The organism is Actinoalloteichus hymeniacidonis, assembly GCF_014203365.1.
Lineage (GTDB): Bacteria > Actinomycetota > Actinomycetes > Mycobacteriales > Pseudonocardiaceae > Actinoalloteichus_A > Actinoalloteichus_A hymeniacidonis.
In genome coordinates this window covers 1,200,987-1,225,553 of sequence record NZ_JACHIS010000001.1, presented here as the reverse complement: position 1 = coordinate 1,225,553, position 24,567 = coordinate 1,200,987, and the positions used below count along the sequence as shown (strand labels likewise).

Below are 24,567 nucleotides of genomic sequence, written 5' to 3'. Positions count from 1 at the left end.
AGGAACGAGCAGTGATGTTCGAGACCACCGACGAGTCCATTCGTTTCGACTTCGATGACTCCCGCAGGTTGCGTATCGCCATGGTGGATGGGCTGCTGCCCATCGCGGCCTGGCTCCACACCGATGTCCAAGCCAACCTGGCCGGTCTCGAATCCTTCGGCACGCTGCTGACCACGGCCAAAGCAGGCGGCCACACCATCAACGGAAACGGGTGCGCCGTCCGTTTCGAACACGGAGAAGTCGTGTTGGAGAGCCTCTACGACCGGTGGGAACCGCTCCGGTTCTCCGAGGACCTGCTGGTCGCGATCCTCACGGGTTTGCGAGCTTTCCTTCGGGACTCCGCCGCCGATCCCCGACTTGCCAGGGCGGCGAACTTCCCGGAACCCACCCGGATGGTCACCACCCACGGTCGGGACGACGGATCAACGGTCCTGATCGACCACACCTACTTTCCCCAGGCCTGGTCGCCCATGCAGGTTCAGGTTGCAGCAGACGCGGCTTGGGCCTCGGACGATTTCCTCTTCGATGAGGTGACCGGAGTATGGAGTGGCACGCACGAGGGCCTGGAGTTCGCGGGCTACTACGACCCGAAGACCGGCGTGCCGCAGATGTACTTCCCCGTGGTAGCACCCTGATCGCGAGACGAACCGAACGGGCGCTCCCGATTTCCCCGACGCCCGTGCCGCCATACTTGACCGAACTTCGTGCACTCCCCCGAAAGCCGTATCCGATCCGGCCTCGGAATGACATCCTGATCGGGTGCGAATCCGCGATGAGAGCGGCCAAGAACTGGTGGCGACCTTCTTCGTCGAACCAGGTGATCCCCCCTACGGCCTCGATCTCATCTTCGAGAGTGCGGGTGGTAGGACGGCCTCCGGAGTCCCGCGCAACCGCGACTACTCCCCCGCGCTGCTGCTCCTGCTCACGCGGTTGGCGCTACTCGGAGCGTCTTTGGACGACGCCCTGCTCGACAGCAGGAACACCGAGCGGTTGCCCGTAGCGGAACGCAGGCTGCTGCTCGCGGGCCGACCGTTCCCGGTGCGGCTCGGTGTCGAACGCGATCTGACCGTGTTGCGTGACGTGCTCACCGCCGCGCAGGGCACCGTTGCCTCCAACGCGAACCCCTCAAAGGGCAGCAATCGACGGCGAAGAATACGACTACGGCTGGGTGTCCCCGGCTATTCGACCGATGAGGCCGATCGATTGCAGTCTCGGCTGGCGGCCCCACCGCCTCGGGTGGACATCGTGTTGCCGCCGACATCCGTCGAACTCGCGCCGGAGGTTCACCACAGCCCGAAGTCGCGCTCCTCGGGGACGGGTACTCCTCGGCAACAGGATGCGGCAGCTCGGCTGGCGTTGGAGATGTACTCGATGGCCCTGGCAACGCAGTACTTCGAAGAACGGGGTTGGCAGGTGGCGGACGTGTCCCGAACCTTCTCATGGGACCTCGCGCTCACCGCAGAGGGCCGCCCCGAAACGCACGTCGAGGTGAAAGGCACCGGCACCGACGGGACCAGGGTCGAGCTGACCCACGCCGAGGTCGAGCACGCCCAATCGTTCGAGCACATGGTGCTGTTCATCGTGCGGGAGATCCGACTGGATCGAAGCGGAGAACAACCCGTCGCGCACGGCGGCACGATCCGGGTGTTCCAGGATTGGTCGCCTGCGCCTGCTCGGCTCACCCCCAGCAGGTATGCCTACGAGGTGCCGGAATGAGTACCGGCGTGTCGACCCGCTGACGAGAGCAGCAGCACCCCGGCGCGCAAGACGCCGGGGTGCTCTCGGGTCCGCTGGGCTAACTCAGCCGAAGAAGACCTCGGCCTCGGCGTAGCGCGAGGCGGGGACGGTCTTGAGTTCGGCGGTGGCCTCGGCGAGCTTGACGCGGACGATGTCGGTGCCGCGCAGCGCGACCATCACACCGAAGTCCGAGTCGTGCACCGCGTCGATGGCGTGCAGGCCGAAGCGGGTGGCCAGCACCCGGTCGTAGGCGGTCGGGGTGCCGCCGCGCTGGACGTGTCCGAGCACCACGGCCCTGGACTCCTTGCCGGTCCTGGTGGCGATCTCCTCGGCCAACCAGGTGCCGATGCCACCGAGGCGGACGTGACCGAACGCGTCCTTCTCCCCGTGGCTGAGCACCGCGTCGCCGCCCTTGGGCACCGCGCCCTCGGCGACCACGATGATCGGCGCGTACTCGCGCTCGAAACGACGCTCGACCCAGCCGACGACCTGGTCGATGTCGAACTCGTTCTCCGGCGTCAGGATCACGTTCGCACCGCCCGCGAGGCCGGAGTGCAGCGCGATCCAGCCCGCGTGCCGACCCATGACCTCCACGACGAGCGCGCGGTGGTGCGACTCGGCGGTGGTCCGCAGCCGGTCGATCGCCTCGGTGGCGATGTGCACCGCGGTGTCGAAGCCGAAGGTGTAGTCGGTGGCGTTGAGGTCGTTGTCGATCGTCTTGGGCACGCCCACGACGCCGATGCCGTCGTCGGTCAGCCGCTTCGCCACGCCGAGGGTGTCCTCGCCGCCGATGGCGATCAGCGCGTCGACGCCCTGATCCTTCAGCGTCGAGCGGATCGCCTCCACGCCGCCCTCGGTCTTGTACGGGTTGGTCCTGGAGGATCCGAGGATCGTCCCGCCTCTGGTGAGGATGTCCTCGACGTCGTCGAGCCCGAGCGGCTTGGTCAGCCCCTCGATCGGGCCTCGCCAGCCGTTGCGGAACCCGACGAATTCGTGCCCGTAGACCTCGACGCCCTTGCGGACCGCCGCACGGATGACCGCGTTCAGACCCGGACAGTCGCCGCCGCCGGTGAGCACACCGATGCGCATCTTCTCGTCTCGCCTCCTGTGTCAGCCTCGCCGGCGCCGTGGTGGCCGGCCTCGCCGTGCCCGACCGCCCGCCGACGTGGAGGACTCGCGGCGAGCTTCCGCATCGAAGAACAGGGGCGAGGTGAGCCTGCCACGAACTGGATCGGTGCAGCAATGGGGGTCGATCATCCGATCTCAGTTCCGAGGTCGCGAACGCCGTTCCTCGGCGCCCGCGCCGACTCGGTCGGGCCGCTCCGGTTGGGCCGGTTATCGCGTCGGTGAGCCTGTCGAACCGGCGGGAAGTCCCAGCTCCTCCCAGCGACGCTGGATGACGCGCCACCGCGCGAGGTTGTGCCGGGCATCGGCGAGGGCATCGTGGGCGTCGAGCGGCGCGGGCGGCAGGGTCGGACGACCGACGTCGTCCCAGCGCTGGCGCAGTTCCCGGGTGAACCTGGGGAGCGAGCGCGGCAGCGCGGGCATCGCGCCCCAGAGCTGGGCGAGGGCGATGTGGTCGTAGGCGGCGAACCAGGCCCACAGCTCGATATCCTCGCCGGGCTCCCGCAGGAATTCGAGCAGGTTGCGCCGGATCGCATCACGGCTCTGCCAGGCTCGATCGGCGGGCGGCGGGAGCTTGGGCAGCACGTTGCGCCGCACCCAGGGTCCCGCCCGCTCCGGATCGAACTCGGTGGACACCGCGTAGAACTCGCGGCCCTGTTCGTCGACTGCACCGATCGAGATCAGCTCGACCGTCGTACCGTCTTCGATGAACTCGCAGTCGTAGAAGTAACGCACCGAGTCAGCCTAGGGTGCGCGCCGACGGCGTCCCGGCCGGTTCAGGCATCCACCACGACAGGCGGTTCAGCCCGCCTTGGACTCCGGAAGCCGATCACCGGTCTGCCGGGCCTGCTTGGCGCTTGCCTTGCCGTCCTTCTCGGCGGTGCCGGACAGCTCGGCCTTGGCCTTGGTGGCGTACATGTCGACGTACTCCTGGCCGGACAGCTCCATCAGGGCGTACATGATCTCGTCGGTGATCGACCGCTCGACGAAGCGGTCGCCCGCCAATCCCTCGTAGCGGGAGAAGTTCAATGGTTCGCCGACGACGATCCGGATCGGATACGGCCGCCAGATCTTGGAACCGATCGGGTTGGCCTTGTCGGTGCCGAAGACCACCACGGGGATCACCGGGACGCCCGCCTCCAGGGCCATCCGCGCCACGCCGGTCTTGCCCTTGTACAGCCTGCCGTCCGGGGATCGGGTGCCCTCGGGGTAGATCCCGAGCAGCCTGCCCTCGTTGAGCAACCGCACCGCGGTGTTCATCGTCGCCTGAGCGGCCGAACCGCCGGAGCGGTCGATCGGCACCTGTCCGATCGAGGTGAAGAACAGCTTCTTCAGTCGCCCCTTGATCCCCTTGCCGGTGAAGTACTCCCTCTTGGCGAGGAAGGTCACTCGCCGTTGGACCTTCAACGGCATGAAGAACGAATCCGCGACGGCAATATGGTTGCCTGCCAGGATCGCCCCACCGTCCTGCGGAATGTTTTCGGCACCCTCGATCCGGGGCCGGAAAAACAACCGCATTAGGGGTCCCAAGAAGATATGCTTCATCAACCAGTAGACCACTGCCCGCGCGCCTCCCTAACGACCTCCGCCCGGCGGACCAGCCTGCGGGCATCGCCAGGCAAGACTACGGACCACACCACCGGTCGCACAACGTGAGCGCCTGTGGTAACGGTGAAGCAGGGGTCCGCCAGCCGGGCTTTCTCCCGTCGGTCGGCCGGGCGTGGCACGATGGCGCTACCGCTTTCTTGCGGTGTCGATCACGGATACAAGGGAGGCGACGGTGCCCGTGATGGCCGGTGCCGAGCCGTTCAACCATGACGCATCCGGCGAGATCGGTGTCCTTCTCTGCCACGGTTTCACCGGATCGCCGCAAAGCATGCGTGGCTGGGCAGAACATCTCGCCGAGGCGGGTGTCAGCGTGCGACTGCCGTTGCTGCCCGGACATGGGACTCAGTGGCGTGAGCTGAACAGAACCCGCTGGCAGGACTGGTACGACTGCGATGCCGAGGCCTTCGACGAACTGCGGGCCAGGTGCGGTTCGGTGTACGTCTTCGGCCAGTCGATGGGCGGCACGCTCGCCTTGCGACTCGCCCAGCAACGCGGCGATCAGATCGCCGGGCTCGCCTTGGTCAATCCGTCGGTGATGACCCTGCGCAAGGCCATCGGTGCGCTTCCGCTGCTGTCGAGAGTGTGGCCGTCGCTGCCCGGCATCGCGGGCGGCATCGCCAAGCCCGGTGTGATGGAGATCGCCTACGATCGGCTGCCGCTGCGCGCCATGGCGAGTCTGGCCGACCTCTGGCGACTGGTGCACGCCGATCTTCCGGTGGTGACCCAGCCCATGTTGCTCTGCACCTCGCCGAGCGATCCGGTGGTGGAGCCGGAGAACTCCGAGATCATCGCGAACCGGGTGCGCAGCGAGGACCTGACGCGGATGACGCTTTCGGACAGTTCGCACGTCGCCACGCTCGACTACGACGCGCCGCGAATCTTCGAGCGCAGTCTCGAATTCGTCCGCAGGCTCGAGGACGAGCGAACCGGGAGTCGGTCATGACACGGGGCACGGGTAGCGCGGATGGTCCGGAGGACATCGACAGAGCGTTCGCCGAGATCGTCGCGGGCTTGACCCGCGATTCGGAATCGGTGCCCAGCTGGCCGAAGGACGAACAGGCCGACGCCGAACCCCGTGGCCAACGCGGCAGGCGGGCGGAGCGGGACGAGCGGTCCAGCCGGGATCAGCAGACCGAGCAGGAGCCGGAGGCCGCGCCGCCGGCACCGGTCGATCCGGTCGTGGCACCGGCGCCGAAGGAAGAGGTCCCCGACGAGGACCGCTACATCCCCCCGGAGCCGCCGCCGCTGCCGAAGCTGCGTCGCAGCACGATCGGTGCGCTGGTGATGTTCGCGGTGGGCCTGATCCTGCTGATCATCCCGGGCGTCATCGGCTTGACCAGGCAGGTGGGTCTGCCGCTGGGACTGCTGATCATCAGTGCAGGCATCGGCTGGCTGGTCTACCGGATGCGGCAGGGCCCGCCGCCGGATTCCGGTTGGGACGACGGCGCGCAGATCTGATCTCGCGAGAGGACGGCGGCCGGGCGGTCGGGAGACCCGCCCGCCCCGCTCAGCCGGGTGGGACGGTGACAGCGGCGTGTTCGGCGGCCAAGACGGCCGCGCCCACGATCCCCGCGAGATCGCCGAGGGCGGCGACCTTCAGTTGCGCACGCGGCCGGAACCCGGCTCCGGTGATCGAGGCGAGGTAGCGGGCATCGGCCTGTTCGAGGAACAGCTCGGCCGATTCGGACACTCCGCCGCCGAGGACGATGACCGCCGGGTCGTAGGCGTCCGCGACCAGGGACAGCCCGTTGCCCAACCAGTGCGCGAAGTCCGCCATCGCCGCAGTGGCCACCGGGTCACCGCGCCGCGCCGCCTCGGCCACCGAACGACCGGTGATCGCGGTCGCAGTCGATAGCTCACTCCTCGCGGTGGGGGCGGCCAGCAGTTCCCGGGCCGTCGCCGCCAGGGCCGTGCCGCTGCAATAGCGTTCCCAGCAGCCCTTCTTCCCGCAGGGGCAGGGCCTGCCGTCGGGCACGACCGTGAGATGCCCCAGTTCGGGCGCGACGCCGAACGCGCCCCGGAACAGCCTGCCGTCGATCAGCAGTGCCGCGCCGATACCGGTTCCGACGGCCACCAACACGGCGATGGCCGCACCGCGTGCCGCGCCGAATCGGTACTCCCCGACGGCGGCGGCGTTGGCATCGTGTTCCAACACCACCGGCAGTCCGACCCGCTGTGCGATCCGGTCGGCCACCGAGGCCTGCCGCCAGGCCAGATGCGGCGCGAACCGCACCGAACTCCGGTCCTGCGCCACGAAACCCGCAACCGACAGCCCCACCGACTCGACCGGATGAACGTCGGCCAGCGCGGCGATCGTCGCCACCACGGCGTCGTCCAGCGCTCGTTCCTCGCCGGGGGTGTCGGTGCGTTCCAGGCGCAGCACCGCGCCGTGCTCGTCGACAACGCCCGCCCGGATGCTGGTGCCGCCGACGTCCATCCCGATGGTCAGCATCCGTGGGCCCGGGTGACGTCGATGCGCTGCACCCGGCTCGCCGGGGCCTCCGAGGCGGCGTCCGGCGCGGCGGCAGCCGACTCGGTGGGGTCGGCGTCCGTGGCCTCCCGGCCTGGTCTCCGCGCCGCATCGCTCTCGGGCCCCTGTTCGTGGACCAGGGTGCGCAGGGCCCCGAGCAGACTCATCGCCTGCTCCGCGAGGCGCAGGCCGATCTCCGGTCGTTCGCCACGCAACACCGCGATGACCAGGCACACCGGGCACCAGTCGCAGCCATTCGCCGTCTCTCGCGATTCGGCGGCGGAGTCGGCCCGAGTGGAAGCCCGCTCGGCGGCGGACTCGTCCTCGTTCGACGGATCGAACCCGCAGTGCGCGCAACCGAGGGGTCCGTCATCGACCTCGGAGTGCTTCGGCCGGTCTGCAGCCGATTCCGGCGAGAAGTCGGCGGTCTCCGTCGTGCTCTGGCCGACCCGGTTGCGGAGGCTCTCCACCAACGGTTGCGCCCGATCGTGGACGAGTTCGAGCGTGCGCCGCAGCTCGGTCACGATCTGCCGTGTCCCGATCGGATGGCCGTCGGAGCCCGCACCGGAGCCCGAGGCGGTGTCGGTGGCGTCGGTGAAACCCGCCGATTCGGTCATCGCCCGCTCACCGCATCCACAGCGCGGGATCGGGCCGGAACCGCACGGTCAGCCCGGCATCGTCGGCGCCCGCGCCGGAGACGACACAGCGCCGCAGCACCGAGGGCAGTGCGACGAGTCTTCGCCTGCCCTCGATGGTCACCACCAGTTCGTCACCGACCCTGGCCAGATCGAGCCGGTCCGACGCCGCCAGCGGTACGGCGATGGTCAACAGGTATTCGCCGTCGGGTGTGCTGGGCCGCTGCATGGCCAGCAACGGACGATCGGGCGCCTGGTGCAGCGGGTCGTCCGACCCGTAGAGATCGTCGGCGACGGCTCGCAGCGCGGCGGGACCGACCGGCTCGCTCGCGTGGTGGCCCGCCGTCCAGACTCCGACGGTGGACTCCCGGCGCACCTGATCGAGCACGTCCTGCTGTTCGGCTCGTCGGGTCCGCAACCAATCGGCGGCCACCCCCTGCTCGGTGCCGGGATCGGGTACCAGACGGTTCACCAGCAGGGCGTCGACCGCGATGCCCTGCAGCGTCAGGGCCGTGATCGTCCGACGGGTCTCGGCGGCGACCACCCGTTCCGGGGTCAGCACCAGCCGCACCCCGGTGGTGGCGCGATCGGTGAGCAACGCGCGCAGCCCCTCTAGTCGACCCGCCAGATCACCGAGCCCGCCTGCCAATGCGTCCCACTGCTCCAGCTTCCCGCCGGCCAGGGTGCCCAACAGACCGCGCACCGCCCGCCGATGCGAGGGGAAGAGCCGCTCCAGATAACCGGCGAGCGCCTCGGGCAGCGCCAACAGTCGCAGAGTCTCCGCCGTGGGCCCGCAGTCCACGATCACGGTCTCCCACGGGCCGTCGGCCGCGATCCTGGCGACCTCGGTGAGGGCAAGCAGCTCCTCGATGCCGGGGAGCACCGTCAGTTCCTCGGCGTCGAGCTCGTCCAGACCGGCGCCCGCCAGCATGGTGCGGAGGTGCTCCCGCAGCGTCCGCCATGCCTGATCGAGCAGTCCCCTGGTCTCGATGTGCGCCGCGAACAGACCGGTCTCCACCTCGGTGGGTCGGTCGATGACCGCCACGCCGAGCGCATCGCCGAGCGAGTGCGCCGGATCGGTCGAGACCACCAGCGTCTTGGTCGCATCCCTGGCCAACCGGGCCGCGGTCGCCGCGGCGAGGGTGGTCTTGCCGACTCCGCCCTTGCCGGTGAACAGCAGCAAGCGCACGACGTCGCCTACTCCGGTCGGGCCGAGGAGGTGCTCTCCTCGACGCGGCGCTTCAATTCCTTGAGCGCCGTGTCCATCACGACCTTCTCCGCCTTGCGCTTGAACAGGCCGATCATCGGGATCGTGAGATCGACCGACAGGGTGTAGGTCACGGTCGTCGGCCCGTCGGTGCCCTCGGGTTCCAACCGGTAGCTGCCGCGCTGCGACTTCTGCATCTGGCCTTCCACGAGGGTCCAACTCACCGACAATCCGTCGGCGGCCCACTCGTAGGCCAGGGTGTACTTGTCCTTGAGGACTCCGGCGTCCAGCGCGAACCTGACCTGCTCGGCCTGGCCGTCCGCGTTCTCCGCGAGCACCTCGGTGCTCTTCAGATTGCCCGCCCATTCGGGGTAGGCCGCGAAATCCGCGATGACCCCCATGATGCGGGTGGCGGGTGCATCGATCACCAAGGACTGGGTGGACTCATCGGCCATGCCAGGCAGGCTACCGTGTCACCCCCGTCGGGCCGGGGAGTGTGCAGCGCTACCACTGCAGGACGTAGGGCACCCCGGTCTGTCGGAAGTGACCGACGTTGACGCACTCGGTGCCGTCGACTCGCATGCGCTGCGCCAACGGCTGGTGGACGTGGCCGAATACCGACCAGCGCGGCCGGTGTTCGCGCAGGGCTCGACGAATGCCCGCCGAGCCCAGTTCGCGATGCCGGGCGACCACGTCGTAACACAGTTCGGGAACCGCGGGCGGGATGTGGGTGCAGAGCAGGTCGACCGGGCCCAGGGCTTCGACGACGGTGTCGTACTCCTCCGCCGAGCGCAGGTAGGGCTTCCAGGGCGCCTCCGGGCGCATCGTCGTCCCGGGCAGCAGCAGGGCGCCGCCGACGAAACCGACGCGCAAGCCGCCGATCTCGACGGTCTGCCCGTCGAGCACGGTCACGTTCGGTCCGGCGTACTCGGGCCACAGCTCCGGGTTGTCCACGTTGCCGGGCGTGGCGTAGGTCGGCACCGTCATGGCGGCGAACAGCTTGGCGTACTGCTCGCGGACCGCCTCGTCCACCCGGGCGGCGGCATCGTCGAGCCCGGACCACAAGGAACGGATGAAGGCACCCGCCTCGCCGTTGGGATCACGGCGGAGTCTGGCGAACTCGGCGACCCGCTCGGCACCGAACAACGCGCCGAAGATCCCGTTCGCGGGGTTGAGGTAGTCGACGAAGTCCAGCAGGTCGCCCAACACGATGAGTGCGTCGGCGCCCTCCCCGGCTCTGGCCAGATCGTCGACGTTGCCGTGCACATCGGACACCACATGAACCCGCACGCGGACGAACCTACCTGCTCTTCCGGTGCCCAGACGAGAGGCGAACGTGCGGATTTCCCCGCATCGGGCAGCGGGATCCTACGGCCGGGAGGGGGGTGCGTCGCCGTCTCGGCCGTGGCTGCGGAGTGGGATCACGGCGCGAGGCCGGGTTCCCGACCCGCCTCCAGACGAAGTTTGAGTTCGAGTGCGGCGCCCCGGCCGATGATCCGCCATCGGCGGGCAAGTCTGCCTCGGGCAGCCGGTGTCAGGTCGAGCGGTCTGCCATCGGGACCGACGGGATCGACGCGGAGGTAGTAGTGCAACACCGTGCCGTCGAGCACCGGCTCCAGCCACACCTCCATCGTCCCGTGCAGCGGCCCGTCCACCGTCCAGCACCGCCCCTTGACACCCCGGTCCGCATACACCCGCAAGACCAGCTCCGACCAGTGCCGACGCAGGAACGCGGGCTCGGCGACGGCGGCCGACACCAGGTCGCCGGGCACCGCGAGGAAGGTGTCGTCGGCGAGATCCAAGCCGTGCATGACCGTCGAGCCTGCCAGGCCGAGCACCTACGGCGAGCACCCGCCCTCGGCCGGGCCACCACCCGGCGCAGCGACTCGTCGACCTCGGGTGGAAACCGGCCCGGTCCTGGCCCAGGCGACACCGCCCCTGTTCCCCGGCCCGTCGATTTGGTTAGGTTGCTGTCCGTGACAGTGCCACCGGGAGGTACAGGTGCGTGAGTTCAGTGTTCCCGCCTCCGCAACCGTCTCCGCCGAGGAGAACCTCACCGACATGGTGTGGGCCAATGCGGACCGCTTCGCCACCACGGTCAGCTTCCGACGTCGGATCGAGGGGACCTGGATCGACGTCACCGCAGCCGACTTCGCCGCGCAGGTCATGGCGGTGGCCAAGGGCTTGATCGCGGCGGGGATCGAGCCGGGCGACCGTATCGCGCTGATGTCGCGCACCCGATACGAGTGGAGCCTGTTCGACTTCGCCCTCTGGGCGGCGGGCGCGGTGAGCGTCCCGATCGACGAGACTGCGTCCATCGAGCAGATCGAATGGGTGCTGACCGATTCGGGCGCCAGGGCGGTGATCGTGGAGGACGCCGCGCACCGCCGTCGGGTCGACTCGGTGGTGTCCCGGCTGCCCGAGGTCGGGCACCTCTGGCATATCGAGGGCCCCAGTGCCGAGACCGGTGCGGCGGGCGCCGTGGACGAGTTGACCGCCTTGGGCGGTGCGATCGCCAACAGCACGGTGCGCACTCGGCGCCGCGAGGTGCGCGCCGACCAGCTCGCCACGCTGATCTACACCTCGGACGCCACCGGGCACGCCAAGGGCTGTGAGCTGACCCACCGGAACCTGCTCGCGCAGGTCCGCGCGGAGATCGCGGCGCACCCGACCCTGCTGGAACCGGGGAACTCGGTGTTGATGTCCCTGCCGATGTCGCAGATCTTCGCCAGGACCATCGCGATCTGCGCGGTCTACGCGCGCACCACGCTCGGCCACACCAGCCACACCGCCGGGCTGCTCAGCGACCTCGGCACCTATCGACCGACGTTCATACCGACGGTGCCCCGGATCTTCGAGAAGATCTACGAGGGGGCGCGTTCCCAGGCGGTGGCAGGCGGGCGCGGCTCGGTGTTCGACGGCGCCGAGGAGACCGCGATCGCCTACAGCAGGGCGGTGGACGGCGGCGGGGCCTCGGTCCAACTGCGTCTGCGACACGCGATGTACGACCGGCTGGTGTACCGACGGCTGCGGGCGATGCTCGGCGGACGCTGTCTGGCGGTGATCTCCGGCGGCGCCCAGCTCAGCGAGGCGCTCACGCACTTCTTCCGGGGCGCGGGCGTGCCCATCCTCGAGGGCTACGGCCTGAGCGAGACCAGCTCGGCCGCCTGCGTGAATCGCCTCGACGACACCCGGATCGGCACCGTGGGCAGGCCGATGGCGGGCGTCACGGTGCGCATCGCCGACGACGATGAAGTGCTGATCAAGGGCGAGATCGTGGCCCGCGGGTACTGGAACAACGCGGCTGCGGGCGACGCGGCGATGCGGGACGGTTGGTTCCACACCGGCGACCTCGGGGCGCTGGACACGGCGGGATTCCTCACGATCACCGGTCGGAAGAAGGAGATCATCGTGACGGCGGGCGGCAGGAAGGTCGTGCCCGCCACCCTGGAGGAACGGGTTCGGCTCCATCCGCTGGTCAGTCGGTGCATGGTGGTCGGCGATCGACGCCCCTTCGTCGGCGCGCTGATCACGCTGGACGCGGCGGCGATCACGGCCTGGCAGGCGAATCGGGGGATGGCGGGCACCGGGATCGACGCGCTGGCCAAGGACCCCGATCTGCTGCGCGAACTGCAACGGGCCGTCGATCAGGCGAACGAGGCCGTGTCGGCCACGGAGTCGATCAAACGCTTCCGGGTGCTCGTCGAGGACTTCAGCGAGGCCAACGGCGATCTGACCCCGGATCGGAGACTGCAGCGCGTCGCGATCGCCCGTAGCCGGGCCCTGGAGATCGAGGCGATCTACCGCTCGTGAACGGCGCGGCCAGGGAGCTCAGCCGTTGATCAGGCCCGCGAGCCTGCCCGCCAGGTCCGACCACCGCCAATGCCGGGACACCCAGTCCCGGCCCGCCCGACCGATGCTCTCGGCCTGCGCCGGATCGGCCAGCAGCGCACCGATCCGCTCGGCGATGGCGGCGACGTCCGTGCCGTCCACGACCAATCCGGTGATGCCGTCCAGCACGGTCTCCGGTGCACCGCCGGAACGGCCGGCCACCACGGGCAGTCCGGTGGCGGAGGCCTCCAGGAACACGATGCCCAAGCCCTCGACGTCCAGCCCCCGGCCCCGGGTCCGACACGGCATCGAGAAGACGTCCCCGGCCGCGTAGTGCGCGGGCAGCTCCTCCCACGGCACCGAGCCGGTGATCACGACGTGGCCCGCGACCCCGCGATCGAGGGCCAGGCGGTGCAGCCGCTCGCGATACGGCCCACCACCGACGATGAGCAGCGCCGCGTCGGGCACCTGGCGGCGGATCTGCGGCAGGGCGCGGATCAACATGTCCTGTCCCTTGCGGGGCACCAGCCGGGACACACAGACCACCACGGGCCGGTCGCCCAGGTCGTATCGGCGACGGATCTCCGCTCTGGCCGCCGGGTCGGGACGGAAGACCTCGGTGTCCACCCCGGACGGCAGGTGCTCCAGGGCCGCCGTCGGACCGAAGGCACTGGCGAATCGGGAGCGGGTGTAGCGGCTGACGAAGGTCACGACATCGGCCGACTCGCCGATGCGCCGCAACGCCGACCGGGCGCCGGGCAGCATCGACCACCCGACCTCGTGGCCGTGGGTGCTGGCCAGGATCCGGCGGGCGCCCGCCTCCCGCAGCCAGGGCCCCAGCAGGGCCAGTGGGGCCGCCGCGCCGAACCACACGGTGTCGCAGCCCTTGGCACGCAGGATCTCCCGAGCGCGGGCCAGCACGTCGCCGGTCGGCAGCATCAGGCTGGTGGGATGCCGGACGACCTCGAACGGCTGGGCGGCGTCGAACTCGGTGTGCGAGCCCGCGCGTCCCTCCCAGGACGGGGCGTAGACGGTGAGTTCCTGCCCGGGTAGCCGGGTGGCGAAGGCATGCAGATACGCCTGGATACCTCCCGGTCGAGGCGGGAAGTCGTTGGTCACCAAGAGGGTCCGACGCACCCGGCCGAGGGTAATGCGCGATCCCGTCGAGCCGGCGGTCGCCCCGCGATCACCGAGGTGATCGATGGTGTCGAGTCTCAGCCGAGTTCCCGTTCGACCGCTCGCCGCCATCGATCGAGCAGCACCGTCCGGCCGGTGCCGAAGACCGCCCGCATCGCCCGATCGACCTCGACCTCGGTGGGCTCGTTCGCGGCTGCCAATCGCCGATAGAAGTCGACCACCGAGGACTCGCCGTAGCCGTCGGCGAGGAAGTCGATCAACGACCACGAGGTCTGATAGGCGAGGTCGAGCCGATTGCCGCCCTCGTGGAACTCGCCGTCGGCTGGCAAGGCCAAGGGCGTCGGTGATTCCTCGGTGGACTCGTCTCCGACCCGATCCGACCCGGGCGGTGCAATCGGAACCCCCGTCGGGTCCCCGGAGGGAGCGGGATCGATCTGCGCTCCCAGCCGTCGATCGCGCAGGGCCTGGCTGAGATCGGGGGCGATCTGTGCGGCGGCGAACCCGCTGTCCCGATAGCCGACGTAATCGGCGAAACCCTCCAGCAGCCACATCGGTGCCCGGGATGCGGTGACGCCCCGGGCCGCGACATGGGTGACCTCGTGTCGCAACACGACCCCGAGGGCGGGATCGGACAGTCGGGCCGCCGAGGCGGGATTCACCACGATCCGCTGTCCGGTGGCCGTCTGGGTGTCGAGGTCGACGCTGTCGGCGACGGCCAGCGCGGCGATGTCGTCCGGGGAGAAGACCAAGCCCGCCTGGGCTTGGAACTCGGCGGTGGATCCGGGCAGCAGGACCACGGTCTGCTGTGACCAGTCGGTACCCCAGATCTCGCTGACCGACCGCACCGCGGCGTCGAGCTCGTCCGCCACCCGACGGGTCAACTCCGCATTCTCGGGGTGCCCCAACACCAGTCCGGACGCCCTCCGATGCACCACGGTCGGTCCGAACGCCCACGGCCCGCGCCAGGTGTGTCTGCCCTGGGCCTCCAGGCTCGTGTCGGAGTTGACGAACCAACGGTCGTCTCGTCGGACGAAGAGGTAGGCCATCGGTTTGCCGGTGCTGGCCTCGTCCACGCCTGCCAGGGCGTAGCGCAGTTCGACCTCGGGCGCGGCGAGCCCGTCCGCCTCGGTCGCGGCGAACGCGTCGATCGCGAGGTTCGCAGGCGGCTCCGGCATCGAGGCGGCCGGTCGCACGATGCGGTAGTCCCATTCGGCGAGCGGCACCTCGGCGAGGTTGGCGAAGGTCTCGCGTTGCGAGCGGCGGAAGGCCGGGTCGGCCGCCGGGTCCAGGGTGGACAGGAATGCCTGTTCGTCCCGGTTCAACACGGCTTCGGCCCGCCGGTCCAGCAGTTCCGCGACCGCCTCGTCCTCGGCCGACATTCCTGCGGGTTCGCCCGAGCCCGCCCGTGCGTCGGGCAGTGCGGCGGTCGGGAATCCGGAGAAGGCGGGCGGCGCCGGGGCGGGCGCACCGTGCCGGTCGGTGTCGACGGTCTGGCCTGGCCCAGGAAGGGCGATCACCGCCAGGCCCGTCAGCAGGGCAGCTGTGATCGCCGCTGTCGCCCAGCTGCGGGACCGCGACATGCCCGACACAAAACCCGATCTTACGGCGCATCAACGAGAAACGGCCCGACTCACGCTGCTTGTCGCAGTCGGGTCGGGCCGTTCTCGTGTTCGTTGTTCGGTTCGCCGGTGAAGCTCAGGCCACGCGGCGCATCGCCACGATCGGGCTGCTGGAGCCGTTGTCGATCGGGACGACCTTCACGTTCTGACCGGGGGTCGGCGCGTGGACGACGTTGCCGTTGCCCACGTACATGCCGATGTGGTGCACCGACGGGTTGCCGTAGGCGATCAGGTCGCCCGGGGCCAGCTGGCTACGCGAGACGGCCATTCCCGTCGACGCCTGTGCCGCGCTGTTCCTGGGCAGCGAGACGCCGACCTGGTTGTAGGCCCACAGCATCAGGCCGGAGCAGTCGAACGTGCCGGGACCCTGGGCGCCGTAGACGTAGGGCATTCCGACGCGGGACAGCGCCGACTGGACTGCGGCGGAGCCGGTACCGGTACCCGGGGGAACCTCGTACTCGCCCTCGTCGAGGCCGCCGCCGCCACCGCCGGGGCCCGACTCGTACTGCTCGCGCTCCTCGGCCGTGAGCGCATCGATGTGCTCCTCGACCTCGGCGATCCGGATGTCCATCTCTTCCCGGCGCTCGTCGATCTCGGTGCGCAGTTCCTCGGCCTCGGCAGCGGCCTCGGCAGCGGCCTCCTCGGCCTCCAACGCGGATTCCTCGGCCTCTTCGGCCTGCATGACGACAGCGGTGAGCCGGTCGAGGGACTCGGCGTTCCCGGCGGCGAGCACGTCCAGCGCGGAGAGCTGGTCGAGGAACGCCTGGGGGTCCTCGGCGACCAACAGCGCGGAGAGCTTGTTGAACCGAGCACCCTGGTACGAGGCGTTGGCGAGCTCGTCCACGTTGCCGCGGAACAGCTCTTCGTCACCTCGCGCCTGTTCGGCCGACTCGCGGGACTGCTCGAAGACCGTGGTGGCCTCCTCCAGCTCCGCCTGTCGGGCCTCGAGATCATCGTTGGCGCGGTGCCATTCCTCGGTGAGGACCACGGCTTCGTGGGCCAGCTCTTCGAGCTGGGCGACCGCATCCGTCTTGTTGTCGGGAAGTTCCTGGGCTATGGCCTGCGCGGGAACAAGGCTTACCGCCATTGCCACCACGGTCGCCGCCATCGCTCCACGCATCGTTCTTCTCATTCGATGCGACGCCACGTCGCGAGCAACTCCTTCGTACTTCTCCAACCGCCTACCGTCGAACCTTGATCGAAGCGGGAACTCGCCGATCTTGTCGACGAACTGATCCCTTGATCGGATCCGAAAGTGTTGATTCCGGTTCGGCTCCCCGACATGCCGATTCGGCGGTGACCCGCAGTGCCGCCCCTTGTAGACGACTGCCCGCCGCGAGGTCTCGGATAGGTTACGAGTAGTGAGCTACAGAGTCCACTGTCCGGAAGGAAAAGTTGTGAACGAGTGCACAAGGTCCCGAAAGGGTTAGTTGCGATTACGCAGTGTTCTTCTATTCACGATCATCCGACCTGCTGTTCCGGCAGGCGGGACAACAAACAGTAAGCAGAAGACGCACAGAAACAGACACTGTGCGATCGATCACCTCATCGAGTGGCAGCGATCCTATTGGATCAGATTCGTGACAATCGGGCCAGCAATATCACCGAGGGCACCGGATGGGCGCCTCTGCGTCGCACCGAATCGGCGACCGCACGGTCCGAGGTCGCCACCACGACCGGTCTGCCCTCCGGTTCCGCAGCCACCAACGCACGGATCACGTCGTCGGCCAGCACGCCTGGATCACTGAACAACACCCGGGTTCCCCGACTGACCACCGCGGGTACCGACACCACGTCGGCACCGTCGAAGACCACGGTGACCTCGGCTCCGGTCCGGGCCGCCAAGGCGCCCAACTGCGCGGCGAGTCGCTCCCGTTGCGAGGCCAGTGTCAGCTCCGGATAACCGGTCTTGGTCACGTTGTAGCCGTCCACGACCAGATGCACGGTCGGCAGGGCCAGCAGACGATCCAGCGCCGCCGGATCCTCCACCCGACCCGCCATCACCTGACCGGTGCTCGCTCCGCCCACCAGATCGGCGGGCCGAGGACCGCCTCCGCCGCCGATCGCCAGTTCCCGCCGTAGGCCGAGCACCGCGCCGTCGAGCGTGTCCACCAGCAGGGAGAGCCGCACCTCGTCGGCCTGCCTGGCCTCCCGCGCCGACTGCCGGGCCGACTCGGCATCGGCCATCGCCCGTTTCGCCCTGGCCCGCTCCGCATCCGCCCGATCGCGCTCCCGATCCCGCTGCAGGGTCAACTCGCGTACCGCCTCCGAGGACGCGGCCCTGATCTGTTCCAGCTCGGCGATCGCCGCAGCCGAGGCGTCCTTGGCATCCCGCACCCGCACGCCCTGTTCGCGCAGCCTGCGACGCAACTTCTCCAGGTCCTCCTCCGACTCGGCCCGCGCCTGCTCCACCGCAGCCCGCACCGCGCCGTTCTCCGACCGCAGCTGCTCCAGTTCCTCGGTCAACCGCTGCACCTGGGCCAGCGCCGCGTCCCGCTCCGCGCGCAACCGGCTGTCCTCCGCCTGCCTCGACACCGCACCGACGCGTTCGGCGGCCGACTCGTCGGCCGCCAACACCGAGGCCACCGCCCGAACGATCGGGTCCTGCGCATCGACGTCCACCGCTGCGGGCCGATTCCGATCCGCCCAACGCAACACCGCCGTCCGGAACGCCGTCGAGGAGCGCAGCTCGGCCAACAACGGCGCCCGGCCGAGCCTGGCCCGCTTGGCGGGGGTGAACTTCGCGACCGGCCGCAGGGGCCGGGGGATCTCCAGCGGCTTCATCTCGCCCAGCGCACTCGCGGCGAGTTCGGCGAGACGTCCACGAAGGACATCCGGGAACCCGTCCCAGTCCGGTTGCGCCCGCTCGCTCGCCTGCTGCTCGTCGACGACGGACGAGTCGCCAGTCGCATCCGATTCCGCAGACGGTTCCGGTGCGGCGAGTGGCACCGGGGGTTCCGGCGCAGCGGGCGGCGGTGGCGCGGCAGGCGGCTGCGGGGGCCCCGGCTCGCCCGGCGACGGAGGATCGGTCTGGCCGGGCGTCTCCGCGGCCGCCGAGGACTCGTTCGGGTCGGCCGATTCGGCTCGGGCACGTAGGCCCGTGGTGTCACCCGACTCGGAGGTGTCGGGGGGATCCGCGCCGACGTCGCTCGCCGAGGAACCCGGGGCGGGCTGCTCGGCGGAGGAAACCGGCTCGTCAGAACCGGCCCGTGCACTCAACTTCGGCATCCCGTCAGGTTAGAGGTGGCGACGCTGCGCACCCAATCCCTCACTACCGAGGAGCCGTCGATGTCATGTCCGACCATCCGATTAGCCTGCCAGCCGATGACCGACGTGGCAGGACTCCCGGATCGGCAGCTGACGTTCGACGAACTCGGAACGCCGCTGCGCGACGTCACCTTCGTCGTCGTCGACCTGGAGACCACCGGCGGCAGCAACCGGGGTGACGCCATCACCGAGATCGGTGCGGTCAAGGTGCGCGGCGGCCAGGTGATCGGCGAGTTCGGCACGCTGGTCAACCCCGGTCGAGGCATCCCGCCGATGATCATGTCGCTCACCGGGATCACCGATGCGATGGTCACCGAGGCGCCCCGGATCGACTCGGTCCTGCCCGCCTTCCTGGAGTTCGCCGCCGGTTGTGTGCTGGTGGCGCACAACGCGCCCTTCGACGTCGGATTCCTGCGCTCCGCCGCCGAGGCCCTCGAACGCCCCTGGCCCCGGCCGACGGTGCTCTGCACCGTCCGGCTGGCCCGCCGGATCCTCAGCCGAGACGAGGCCCCGAACGTCAAACTCGGCACCCTCGCGCGGCTCTTCCGCTCCGACACGACCCCCAGTCACCGGGCGCTCGCCGATGCACGGGCCACGGTGAACGTCCTGCATGGACTGCTCGAACGAGTCGGCGGCGTCGGCGTCCAGTCCCTGGAGGAGCTGCTGGACTACCTGCCCGAGGTGACCTCGGCGCAACGCCGAAAGCGGGAGCTGGCCGCCGATCTGCCGCATGCCCCCGGCGTGTACCTGTTCCGGGGACCCCGCGAGGAGGTGCTCTACGTGGGCACCGCCGTCGATCTGCGCCGCCGGGTGCGGCAGTACTTCACCGCGAGCGAGAGTCGCGCCCGGGTCCGGGAGATGGTCGCGATCGCCGAACGGGTCGACGTCGTGGAGTGCGCGCACTCCCTGGAGGCCGAGGTTCGCGAACTGCGCTTGCTGGCCGCCCACCGCCCCCGGTACAACCGCCGGTCCACCACGCCACATCGCGCCTGGTGGATCGTGCTGACCGACGAGGCCTTCCCCCGCCTGTCGGTGGTACGCAAACCCCGAGACGAGGCGATGGGCCCCTTCCGATCCAAACGGGCCGCCGAGGAAGCGGTGGAGAGCCTGCACGACGGCAGCGAGGTACGTCGTTGCGTGGAACGCATTCCCGCCCGGGACCCCAAGGGCAGGCCGTGCACGCTCGCCGAGATCGGCCGGTGCGCGGCGCCGTGTGCAGGCAGGCAGAGCGTCGCGGAGTACGCGCCCGCGGTGATCGACGTGGCCGACCTGTTCGCGGGTACCCGCACCACGGTGTTGGACCGCCTCGGGGATCAGCTCGCCGAGTTGTCCGAGCGGCAGAGGTTCGAGGATGCGGCCCGCAGGCGCGACCGGCTGGCCACCCTCGTTCGGGCGTTGGACCGAGGCCAGCGGCTCGCGGCGCTGGCGGCCGTCGGCGAACTCGTCGCGGCCCGACCGGACGGTGCGGGCGGCTGGCACCTGGCGGTGATCCGGCACGGCCGGTTGGCCTCGGCGGGCACCGCCCGACGCGGGGTGCCGCCGATGCCGGTGGTGGAGATGCTCCGGGCGAGCGCGGAGACCGTGCTCTGCGAACCGGGGCCGCTGCGCGGGGCGACCGCGGACGAGATCACCGTGATCCGTCGCTGGCTCACCACCGGCGGCACCCGACTGGTCGACTCCGACGTGCTCTGGGCCGAACCCGCGGGCGGCGCGGGCAGCTGGCAACGCTGGGTCGCCAAGGCCGACGCGGGCCGGGCGGGCTACGCGGCGGCGGACTGAGGCGCCCGACGACGGTGGCGAGCTCGGTCAGCCTGCAGGCGGGCCCGGTGGCCGGGTGGGTCCCGCTCGGCCGAGCCTCGATACCATCGCGAGAGTTTCCGCAGGCCATCGGGAGGTTCCCTCGTGATCACCGCGTTCGTGCTCGTCAACGCAGTCGCCGACCGCATTCCGGAGGCAGCCCAGGAGATCGCCGACATCGAGGGCGTCAACGAGGTGTACTCCTGTGCAGGCGAGGTCGACCTCGTCGTCCTCGTCCGCGTCGCCGATCACGCCGACCTCGCCGACCTGATCCCCGGCCGGATCGCCAAGGTCGACGGAGTGCTGACCACCGACACCCACATCGCGTTCCGCTCGTACTCCCGCCGCGACACCGAAGAGGCGTTCTCCATCGGCGGCGACGAGGCGCAGTAGGCCCGTCGCCTGCGCCCGAACGTGAACCGGAGCCGGGCGAGTCGGACCAGGACACAACGAGGCGGGGCCCGGAACCAACTGGTTCCGGGCCCCGCCTGCGTGTTCGTTCAGTCCTTCTTGTCGCCCTTGGCGTCGTCCGAGCCCTCGACCGGCTTCGGCTCGGGCTGCGAGGTGGAGTCCTCGTCCGAGTCGAGCAGGTTCCGATTCTCGTGCTCCGCCTTGACGATCGCCGCCGTCTCGTCGGCCGGGTCGGGCGTGAGCAGCGAGCCCCGCACCGGACGGCCCGCCGAGCCGAGCTCGTTCATCCGCTTCGGCACCGCAGCACCCTGGTACTCCAGCGGGATCGCGTGGCCGTGCTCGTCCACGCCGCCGAGCGGCTGGTGGACCTCGATGAACTCGCCGTGCGGCAGCCGCTTGATCACGCCGGTCTCCACGCCGTGCTCCAGCACCTCGCGGTCGGCGCGTTGCAGGCCGATACAGATCCGGTAGGTGATGAAGTAGGCGATCGGGGGCAGCAACAGCACACCCAACCTGCCGAACCAGGTCATCGCGTTCAGCGAGATGTTGAACTGCTCCGCGATGATGTCGTTGGCTCCGGTGATCATCAGGATCATGAAGAACGTCAACGCCATGGCACCGAGGCTGGTCCGCACCGGGACGTCCCTCGGACGCTGCAACAGGTTGTGGTACGCGTCGTCCTTGGTGAACTTCTTCTCGATCCACGGATAGGCACCCGCGATCGTGAAGATCAACCCCATGCCCAGTACCGCTGGGAAGAACGTGGCCGGTACCAGGTAGTTACCCAGATACAGCTCCCAGGACGGCCAGATCCGGGTCATGCCGTCCAGCCAGATCACATACCAGTCGGGCTGCGAGCCCGCGCTGATCTGCGAGGCGTTGTACGGGCCGATGTTCCAGATCGCGTTGATCTGGAAGATGCCGCCCATGATCGCCAGCACACCGGCGACGACGGCGAAGAAGCCACCCGCCTTCAGGGCGAAGACCGGCATGATCCGGACGCCGACGACGTTGTTCTCCTTGCGGCCCACGCCGGGGAACTGGGTGTGCTTCTGGTACCAGACCAGACCGAGGTGCACCGCGATCAGACCCAGGATCAACGCGGGCAGCAACAGGATGTGCAGCGTGTAGAACCTCGGGATGATCTCGGTACCGGGGTACTCCCCGCCGAAGATCGCCCAGTTCGCCCAGGTACCGATCACCGGGATCGACATCGTGATGCCGGAGACGATCCGCAGGCCGGTACCCGAGAGCAGGTCGTCCGGCAGCGAGTAGCCGGTCAGGCCCTCGAAGAAGCCCATGATGAACAGCAGGATGCCGATGACCCAGTTGATCTCACGGGGCTTGCGGAACGCACCGGTGAAGAACACCCGCAGCATGTGGACGACGATCGCCGCCATGAACAGCAGTGCCGCCCAGTGGTGCACCTGGCGGGCGAACAGACCGCCGCGCACCTCGAAGGAGATGTCCAACGCGGACGCGTAGGCCCGGGACATCTCGATGCCCCGCATGTTCTCCAGCGAGCCCTGGTACTCGACGTGCGCCATCGACGGGTCGAAGAACAGCGCCAGGTAGGTGCCGGTGAGCAGCAATACGATGAAGGAGTACAGCGCGATCTCACCGAGCATGAAGGACCAGTGCGTCGGGAAGACCTTGTTGAGCTGCTTGCGGATTCCCCTGGACATGTGGAATCGGTCATCGGTCCAGGTCGCGGCCGCTCCCGCCGCACGCACCCCGAAGCTCTTCGGCTTCGTCGGCGTGGTGATCGAGCTCATGACTTACGCTCCCAGAAGCCAGGGCCCACGGCCTCGATGAAGTCGCTTCGCGCCACCAGGTAGCCCTCTTCGTCGATGTCGATCGGCAGCTGCGGCAACGACCGCGTAGCCGGACCGAAGACAGGCTTGGCGTAGGTGTTCACCACGTCGAACTGCGACTGATGGCACGGGCAGAGCAGGCGCCCCGTCTGCTGCTCGAACAGCGAGGTCGGGCAGCCGAGGTGGGTGCAGATCTTCGAGTAGGCGTAGTAGTCGCCGTAGTTGAAGTCCTCCTGCCCCTTGCGCTTGACCGGCTCCGAACCCGGGCGAAGCCGGATGAGCATCACGGGGTTGTCGGACCGACGCAGCGCGTAGTACAGCGCGTCGTGGTCACCGCGCTCGGACTCGCGGAACGGGAAGACGGTCTCGAAGCCACCGGCCTTGATGTCCTCCGGGCGGACCAGCGAGACCTCGCCGGGGTCGCCGGTGTCCCTGCGCAGGTAGACCTTCTCGTCGCCCTGGTGCATCCAACCGGTGTGCCACAGCGAGTTCGGCGTCTCACCCTCGGCCCATGGGTTCTTGACCAGGCCACCCAGGGCGAAGACGCCGACACCCAGACCGAAGACACCGGCGCCGAAGCCGGCCGAGCGCTTGATCATGGACCGACGAGCGATGCCGCTGCGGTTGCCCGCGTCGGCCAGCAGAGCGGCGGTCGTCTTGTTGTCCACCGCTGCGGAGCCGCCCTCGTGTCGCTGCTGGACGGCCTCCTCCTCGGGGACGAACTTCTTGGCGTAGGCGATGACGCCGATACCGATCGACAGCACCGACAGTCCGAGGCTGGCTCCGATCAGCGGCGTGTACAGCGCGTAGATGAAGTGGTCGTCCGCGAAGGGGCTGCGGTACTCGTTCGGCCAGAACAGGTAGAGGCCGAGGAAGGCCAGGCCCGACAGACCCGCCAGCACGAACCACATCGCCACCTGGCGCTCGGCTCGCTTCTCGGCCCGCGTGCCCTCGACGGGGAACCGGTCCCGGTACTTGACGAGCTCGACGTCGTCCAGCTCGGTACCGAGACGAACGAGTTCGTCCCGGCTCATCTCCGCGAGCTCGGCGTCGCTGGGGACGCCCTTGCCCGGGTCGCTCATTGCTTGGCTCCGATCCAGAGGGAGACGCCGATGAGCGCCGCAATCCCGACCACGAAGACGACGACACCCTCGACGGCGGGACCGAACCCGCCGAGCGCCAGTCCGCCCGGGTTGTTGTTGCCGTCGGTGACGGACTTGACGTAGGCGATGATGTCCTCCTTCTCCGTCGGCGTCAGCTGCCGATCGGAGAACACCGGCATGTTCTGCGGGCCGGTCTGCATCGCGGTGTAGATCTCTTCCTCGCTGACCCCGTCGAGGTTCGGCGCGAACTTGCCGGAGGACAGCGCGCCGCCCCGACCGGTGAAGTTGTGGCAGGACGCGCAGTTGAGCCGGAACAGCTCACCGCCGCGCGCGGGGTTGTCACCCCGCAGGTCGGCGCCGCGTGCCTCGGGAGTCTCCGGCCCGCCGCCGTTGGCCTGGATGTAGGCCCCCAGCGCCTCGATCTCCTCGGAGCTGTACATCGAGGGCTTGCGCAGCGCCTGGGCTTCCTGGCGAACCATCGGCATCCGGCCCGTCGAGACCTGGAAGTGCACGGACGCCTCGCCGACGCCGATCAGGCTCGGTCCTCGGTCCTGGACACCCTCGAGGTTCGAACCATGGCAGCTGATGCAGGCGGTGTTGTAGAGATCCTCGCCCTGCTGAGCCAGTTCGGCCTGTTCTGCGGCCTGCGCAACGTGCGGCTTGGGCATGAAGGCGGTGTAGAGCGCGCCTGCTGCCGCCAGTGCCACACCCAGCGCCAGCACGCCCGAGATCCGCCTGCGGAGCTTGGAGCGGAAGGTGCTCCGCGGCTTTTCAGTGGTGGTCATGTGTGCTGCACAACCCTTGCT

Annotated in this window: 23 protein-coding genes; 7 read left to right on the top strand and 16 right to left on the bottom strand. The window is 69.3% G+C overall.

All coding sequences use genetic code 11. From position 1 onward, the window contains the following. Positions 1-14 precede the first annotated feature (14 nt). Together BKA25_RS05590 and BKA25_RS28290 are read left to right on the top strand one after the other, a co-directional pair. Entirely contained in the window at positions 15-635 is a 621-nt protein-coding gene (locus BKA25_RS05590) for an EndoU domain-containing protein (protein WP_069851582.1), read from the top strand. Between the two features lie 124 nt (positions 636-759). Continuing rightward, on the top strand, positions 760-1,716 hold the full coding sequence (locus tag BKA25_RS28290) for a protein NO VEIN domain-containing protein (RefSeq protein WP_069851583.1): 957 nt from the start codon (positions 760-762) through the stop codon (positions 1,714-1,716). 84 nt (positions 1,717-1,800) lie between these two features. On the opposite strand, the gene BKA25_RS05580 is transcribed toward BKA25_RS28290, so the two are convergent. The 3 genes from BKA25_RS05580 to BKA25_RS05570 all read right to left on the bottom strand — a co-directional run bounded on the left by BKA25_RS05580 (position 1,801) and on the right by BKA25_RS05570 (position 4,422). Beyond that, complete coding sequence (locus BKA25_RS05580) at positions 1,801-2,826, bottom strand: 6-phosphofructokinase (protein WP_069851585.1); 1,026 nt, start codon at positions 2,824-2,826, stop codon at positions 1,801-1,803. A gap of 246 nt (positions 2,827-3,072) precedes the next feature. Beyond that, positions 3,073-3,597: a polyadenylate-specific 3'-exoribonuclease AS gene (locus BKA25_RS05575; protein ID WP_069851588.1), complete on the bottom strand. Its 525-nt coding sequence runs from the start codon at positions 3,595-3,597 to the stop codon at positions 3,073-3,075. 66 nt (positions 3,598-3,663) lie between these two features. Continuing rightward, positions 3,664-4,422: a lysophospholipid acyltransferase family protein gene (locus BKA25_RS05570; RefSeq protein WP_069851589.1), complete on the bottom strand. Its 759-nt coding sequence runs from the start codon at positions 4,420-4,422 to the stop codon at positions 3,664-3,666. A gap of 220 nt (positions 4,423-4,642) precedes the next feature. On the opposite strand from BKA25_RS05570, the gene BKA25_RS05565 reads away from it, so the two are divergent. Further along, positions 4,643-5,413, top strand: coding sequence for an alpha/beta hydrolase (locus tag BKA25_RS05565; RefSeq protein ID WP_069851591.1), 771 nt, complete (start codon positions 4,643-4,645; stop codon positions 5,411-5,413). Continuing rightward, complete coding sequence (locus BKA25_RS05560) at positions 5,410-5,928, top strand: hypothetical protein (protein WP_069851593.1); 519 nt, start codon at positions 5,410-5,412, stop codon at positions 5,926-5,928. The genes BKA25_RS05565 and BKA25_RS05560 overlap by 4 nt, the downstream gene beginning before the upstream one ends. Positions 5,929-5,977: 49 nt before the next feature. On the opposite strand, the gene BKA25_RS05555 is transcribed toward BKA25_RS05560, so the two are convergent. The 6 genes from BKA25_RS05555 to BKA25_RS05530 all read right to left on the bottom strand — a co-directional run bounded on the left by BKA25_RS05555 (position 5,978) and on the right by BKA25_RS05530 (position 10,593). Then, a complete protein-coding gene (locus tag BKA25_RS05555; protein ID WP_157421229.1) occupies positions 5,978-6,922 on the bottom strand; it encodes an ROK family protein in 945 nt (314 codons plus the stop codon). Further along, the gene (locus BKA25_RS05550; RefSeq protein WP_069851595.1) at positions 6,916-7,557 is read right to left on the bottom strand and encodes a hypothetical protein; all 642 of its coding nucleotides are present in this window, start codon (positions 7,555-7,557) and stop codon (positions 6,916-6,918) included. Before BKA25_RS05550 ends, BKA25_RS05555 begins: the two co-directional genes overlap by 7 nt. Positions 7,558-7,564: 7 nt before the next feature. Continuing rightward, positions 7,565-8,764, bottom strand: a complete 1,200-nt coding sequence (locus BKA25_RS05545) for an ArsA family ATPase (protein WP_069851597.1) — start codon at positions 8,762-8,764, stop codon at positions 7,565-7,567. Positions 8,765-8,772: 8 nt separating this feature from the next. Next, on the bottom strand, positions 8,773-9,237 hold the full coding sequence (locus BKA25_RS05540; protein WP_069851599.1) for an SRPBCC family protein: 465 nt from the start codon (positions 9,235-9,237) through the stop codon (positions 8,773-8,775). A gap of 49 nt (positions 9,238-9,286) precedes the next feature. Then, positions 9,287-10,072, bottom strand: a complete 786-nt coding sequence (locus BKA25_RS05535; protein WP_069851601.1) for a metallophosphoesterase family protein — start codon at positions 10,070-10,072, stop codon at positions 9,287-9,289. A gap of 131 nt (positions 10,073-10,203) precedes the next feature. Continuing rightward, positions 10,204-10,593, bottom strand: a complete 390-nt coding sequence (locus tag BKA25_RS05530) for a polyketide cyclase / dehydrase and lipid transport (protein WP_069853996.1) — start codon at positions 10,591-10,593, stop codon at positions 10,204-10,206. A gap of 190 nt (positions 10,594-10,783) precedes the next feature. Here BKA25_RS05530 and BKA25_RS05525 point away from each other — a divergent pair, with 190 nt between their 5' ends. Beyond that, the gene (locus BKA25_RS05525; protein WP_069851603.1) at positions 10,784-12,595 is read left to right on the top strand and encodes an AMP-dependent synthetase/ligase; all 1,812 of its coding nucleotides are present in this window, start codon (positions 10,784-10,786) and stop codon (positions 12,593-12,595) included. 18 nt (positions 12,596-12,613) lie between these two features. Here the strand turns inward: BKA25_RS05525 and BKA25_RS05520 are convergent, their stop codons facing one another. From BKA25_RS05520 to BKA25_RS05505, 4 genes are all read right to left on the bottom strand, one after another. Then, on the bottom strand, positions 12,614-13,750 hold the full coding sequence (locus tag BKA25_RS05520) for a glycosyltransferase family 4 protein (protein WP_069853997.1): 1,137 nt from the start codon (positions 13,748-13,750) through the stop codon (positions 12,614-12,616). Positions 13,751-13,827: 77 nt separating this feature from the next. Next, positions 13,828-15,330 carry a hypothetical protein gene (locus tag BKA25_RS05515; RefSeq protein ID WP_069851604.1) on the bottom strand — a complete coding sequence of 501 codons (1,503 nt, stop codon included), beginning with the start codon at positions 15,328-15,330 and terminating at the stop codon, positions 13,828-13,830. A 115-nt stretch (positions 15,331-15,445) separates the two neighbouring features. Beyond that, a complete protein-coding gene (locus tag BKA25_RS05510; RefSeq protein WP_236750366.1) occupies positions 15,446-16,489 on the bottom strand; it encodes a C40 family peptidase in 1,044 nt (347 codons plus the stop codon). A 452-nt stretch (positions 16,490-16,941) separates the two neighbouring features. Next, positions 16,942-18,597 carry an NYN domain-containing protein gene (locus BKA25_RS05505; protein ID WP_157421230.1) on the bottom strand — a complete coding sequence of 552 codons (1,656 nt, stop codon included), beginning with the start codon at positions 18,595-18,597 and terminating at the stop codon, positions 16,942-16,944. A 96-nt stretch (positions 18,598-18,693) separates the two neighbouring features. On the opposite strand from BKA25_RS05505, the gene BKA25_RS05500 reads away from it, so the two are divergent. Beyond that, positions 18,694-20,415, top strand: coding sequence for a DEDD exonuclease domain-containing protein (locus BKA25_RS05500; RefSeq protein ID WP_069851608.1), 1,722 nt, complete (start codon positions 18,694-18,696; stop codon positions 20,413-20,415). Positions 20,416-20,538: 123 nt separating this feature from the next. Then, positions 20,539-20,826, top strand: a complete 288-nt coding sequence (locus BKA25_RS05495) for an Lrp/AsnC family transcriptional regulator (protein WP_069851609.1) — start codon at positions 20,539-20,541, stop codon at positions 20,824-20,826. 107 nt (positions 20,827-20,933) lie between these two features. Here BKA25_RS05495 and qcrB read toward each other — a convergent pair whose 3' ends face one another. Genes qcrB through qcrC form a run of 3 tightly spaced genes read right to left on the bottom strand, consistent with a single transcriptional unit; the run spans position 20,934 to position 24,546 of the window. After that, positions 20,934-22,619 carry a cytochrome bc1 complex cytochrome b subunit gene (gene qcrB / locus BKA25_RS05490; RefSeq protein ID WP_069851611.1) on the bottom strand — a complete coding sequence of 562 codons (1,686 nt, stop codon included), beginning with the start codon at positions 22,617-22,619 and terminating at the stop codon, positions 20,934-20,936. Further along, the gene (gene qcrA, locus BKA25_RS05485; RefSeq protein WP_069851613.1) at positions 22,616-23,740 is read right to left on the bottom strand and encodes a cytochrome bc1 complex Rieske iron-sulfur subunit; all 1,125 of its coding nucleotides are present in this window, start codon (positions 23,738-23,740) and stop codon (positions 22,616-22,618) included. Before qcrA ends, qcrB begins: the two co-directional genes overlap by 4 nt. Then, positions 23,737-24,546 carry a cytochrome bc1 complex diheme cytochrome c subunit gene (gene qcrC, locus BKA25_RS05480; protein ID WP_069851615.1) on the bottom strand — a complete coding sequence of 270 codons (810 nt, stop codon included), beginning with the start codon at positions 24,544-24,546 and terminating at the stop codon, positions 23,737-23,739. Before qcrC ends, qcrA begins: the two co-directional genes overlap by 4 nt. Positions 24,547-24,567 lie beyond the last annotated feature (21 nt).

What these genes read in the sequence shown, in the direction of transcription:
- BKA25_RS05590 (WP_069851582.1), top strand. Translation starts at nt 15, where the DNA reads ATGTTCGAGACCACCGACGAGTCCATTCGTTTCGACTTCGATGACTCC.
- BKA25_RS05510 (WP_236750366.1), bottom strand. Translation starts at nt 16,489, where the DNA reads ATGCGTGGAGCGATGGCGGCGACCGTGGTGGCAATGGCGGTAAGCCTT.
- BKA25_RS05560 (WP_069851593.1), top strand. Translation starts at nt 5,410, where the DNA reads ATGACACGGGGCACGGGTAGCGCGGATGGTCCGGAGGACATCGACAGA.
- qcrC (WP_069851615.1), bottom strand. Translation starts at nt 24,546, where the DNA reads ATGACCACCACTGAAAAGCCGCGGAGCACCTTCCGCTCCAAGCTCCGC.
- BKA25_RS05530 (WP_069853996.1), bottom strand. Translation starts at nt 10,593, where the DNA reads ATGCACGGCTTGGATCTCGCCGACGACACCTTCCTCGCGGTGCCCGGC.
- BKA25_RS05550 (WP_069851595.1), bottom strand. Translation starts at nt 7,557, where the DNA reads ATGACCGAATCGGCGGGTTTCACCGACGCCACCGACACCGCCTCGGGC.
- qcrA (WP_069851613.1), bottom strand. Translation starts at nt 23,740, where the DNA reads ATGAGCGACCCGGGCAAGGGCGTCCCCAGCGACGCCGAGCTCGCGGAG.
- BKA25_RS05505 (WP_157421230.1), bottom strand. Translation starts at nt 18,597, where the DNA reads ATGCCGAAGTTGAGTGCACGGGCCGGTTCTGACGAGCCGGTTTCCTCC.
- BKA25_RS05500 (WP_069851608.1), top strand. Translation starts at nt 18,694, where the DNA reads ATGACCGACGTGGCAGGACTCCCGGATCGGCAGCTGACGTTCGACGAA.
- BKA25_RS05580 (WP_069851585.1), bottom strand. Translation starts at nt 2,826, where the DNA reads ATGCGCATCGGTGTGCTCACCGGCGGCGGCGACTGTCCGGGTCTGAAC.
- BKA25_RS05515 (WP_069851604.1), bottom strand. Translation starts at nt 15,330, where the DNA reads ATGTCGCGGTCCCGCAGCTGGGCGACAGCGGCGATCACAGCTGCCCTG.
- BKA25_RS05555 (WP_157421229.1), bottom strand. Translation starts at nt 6,922, where the DNA reads ATGCTGACCATCGGGATGGACGTCGGCGGCACCAGCATCCGGGCGGGC.
- BKA25_RS05540 (WP_069851599.1), bottom strand. Translation starts at nt 9,237, where the DNA reads ATGGCCGATGAGTCCACCCAGTCCTTGGTGATCGATGCACCCGCCACC.
- qcrB (WP_069851611.1), bottom strand. Translation starts at nt 22,619, where the DNA reads ATGAGCTCGATCACCACGCCGACGAAGCCGAAGAGCTTCGGGGTGCGT.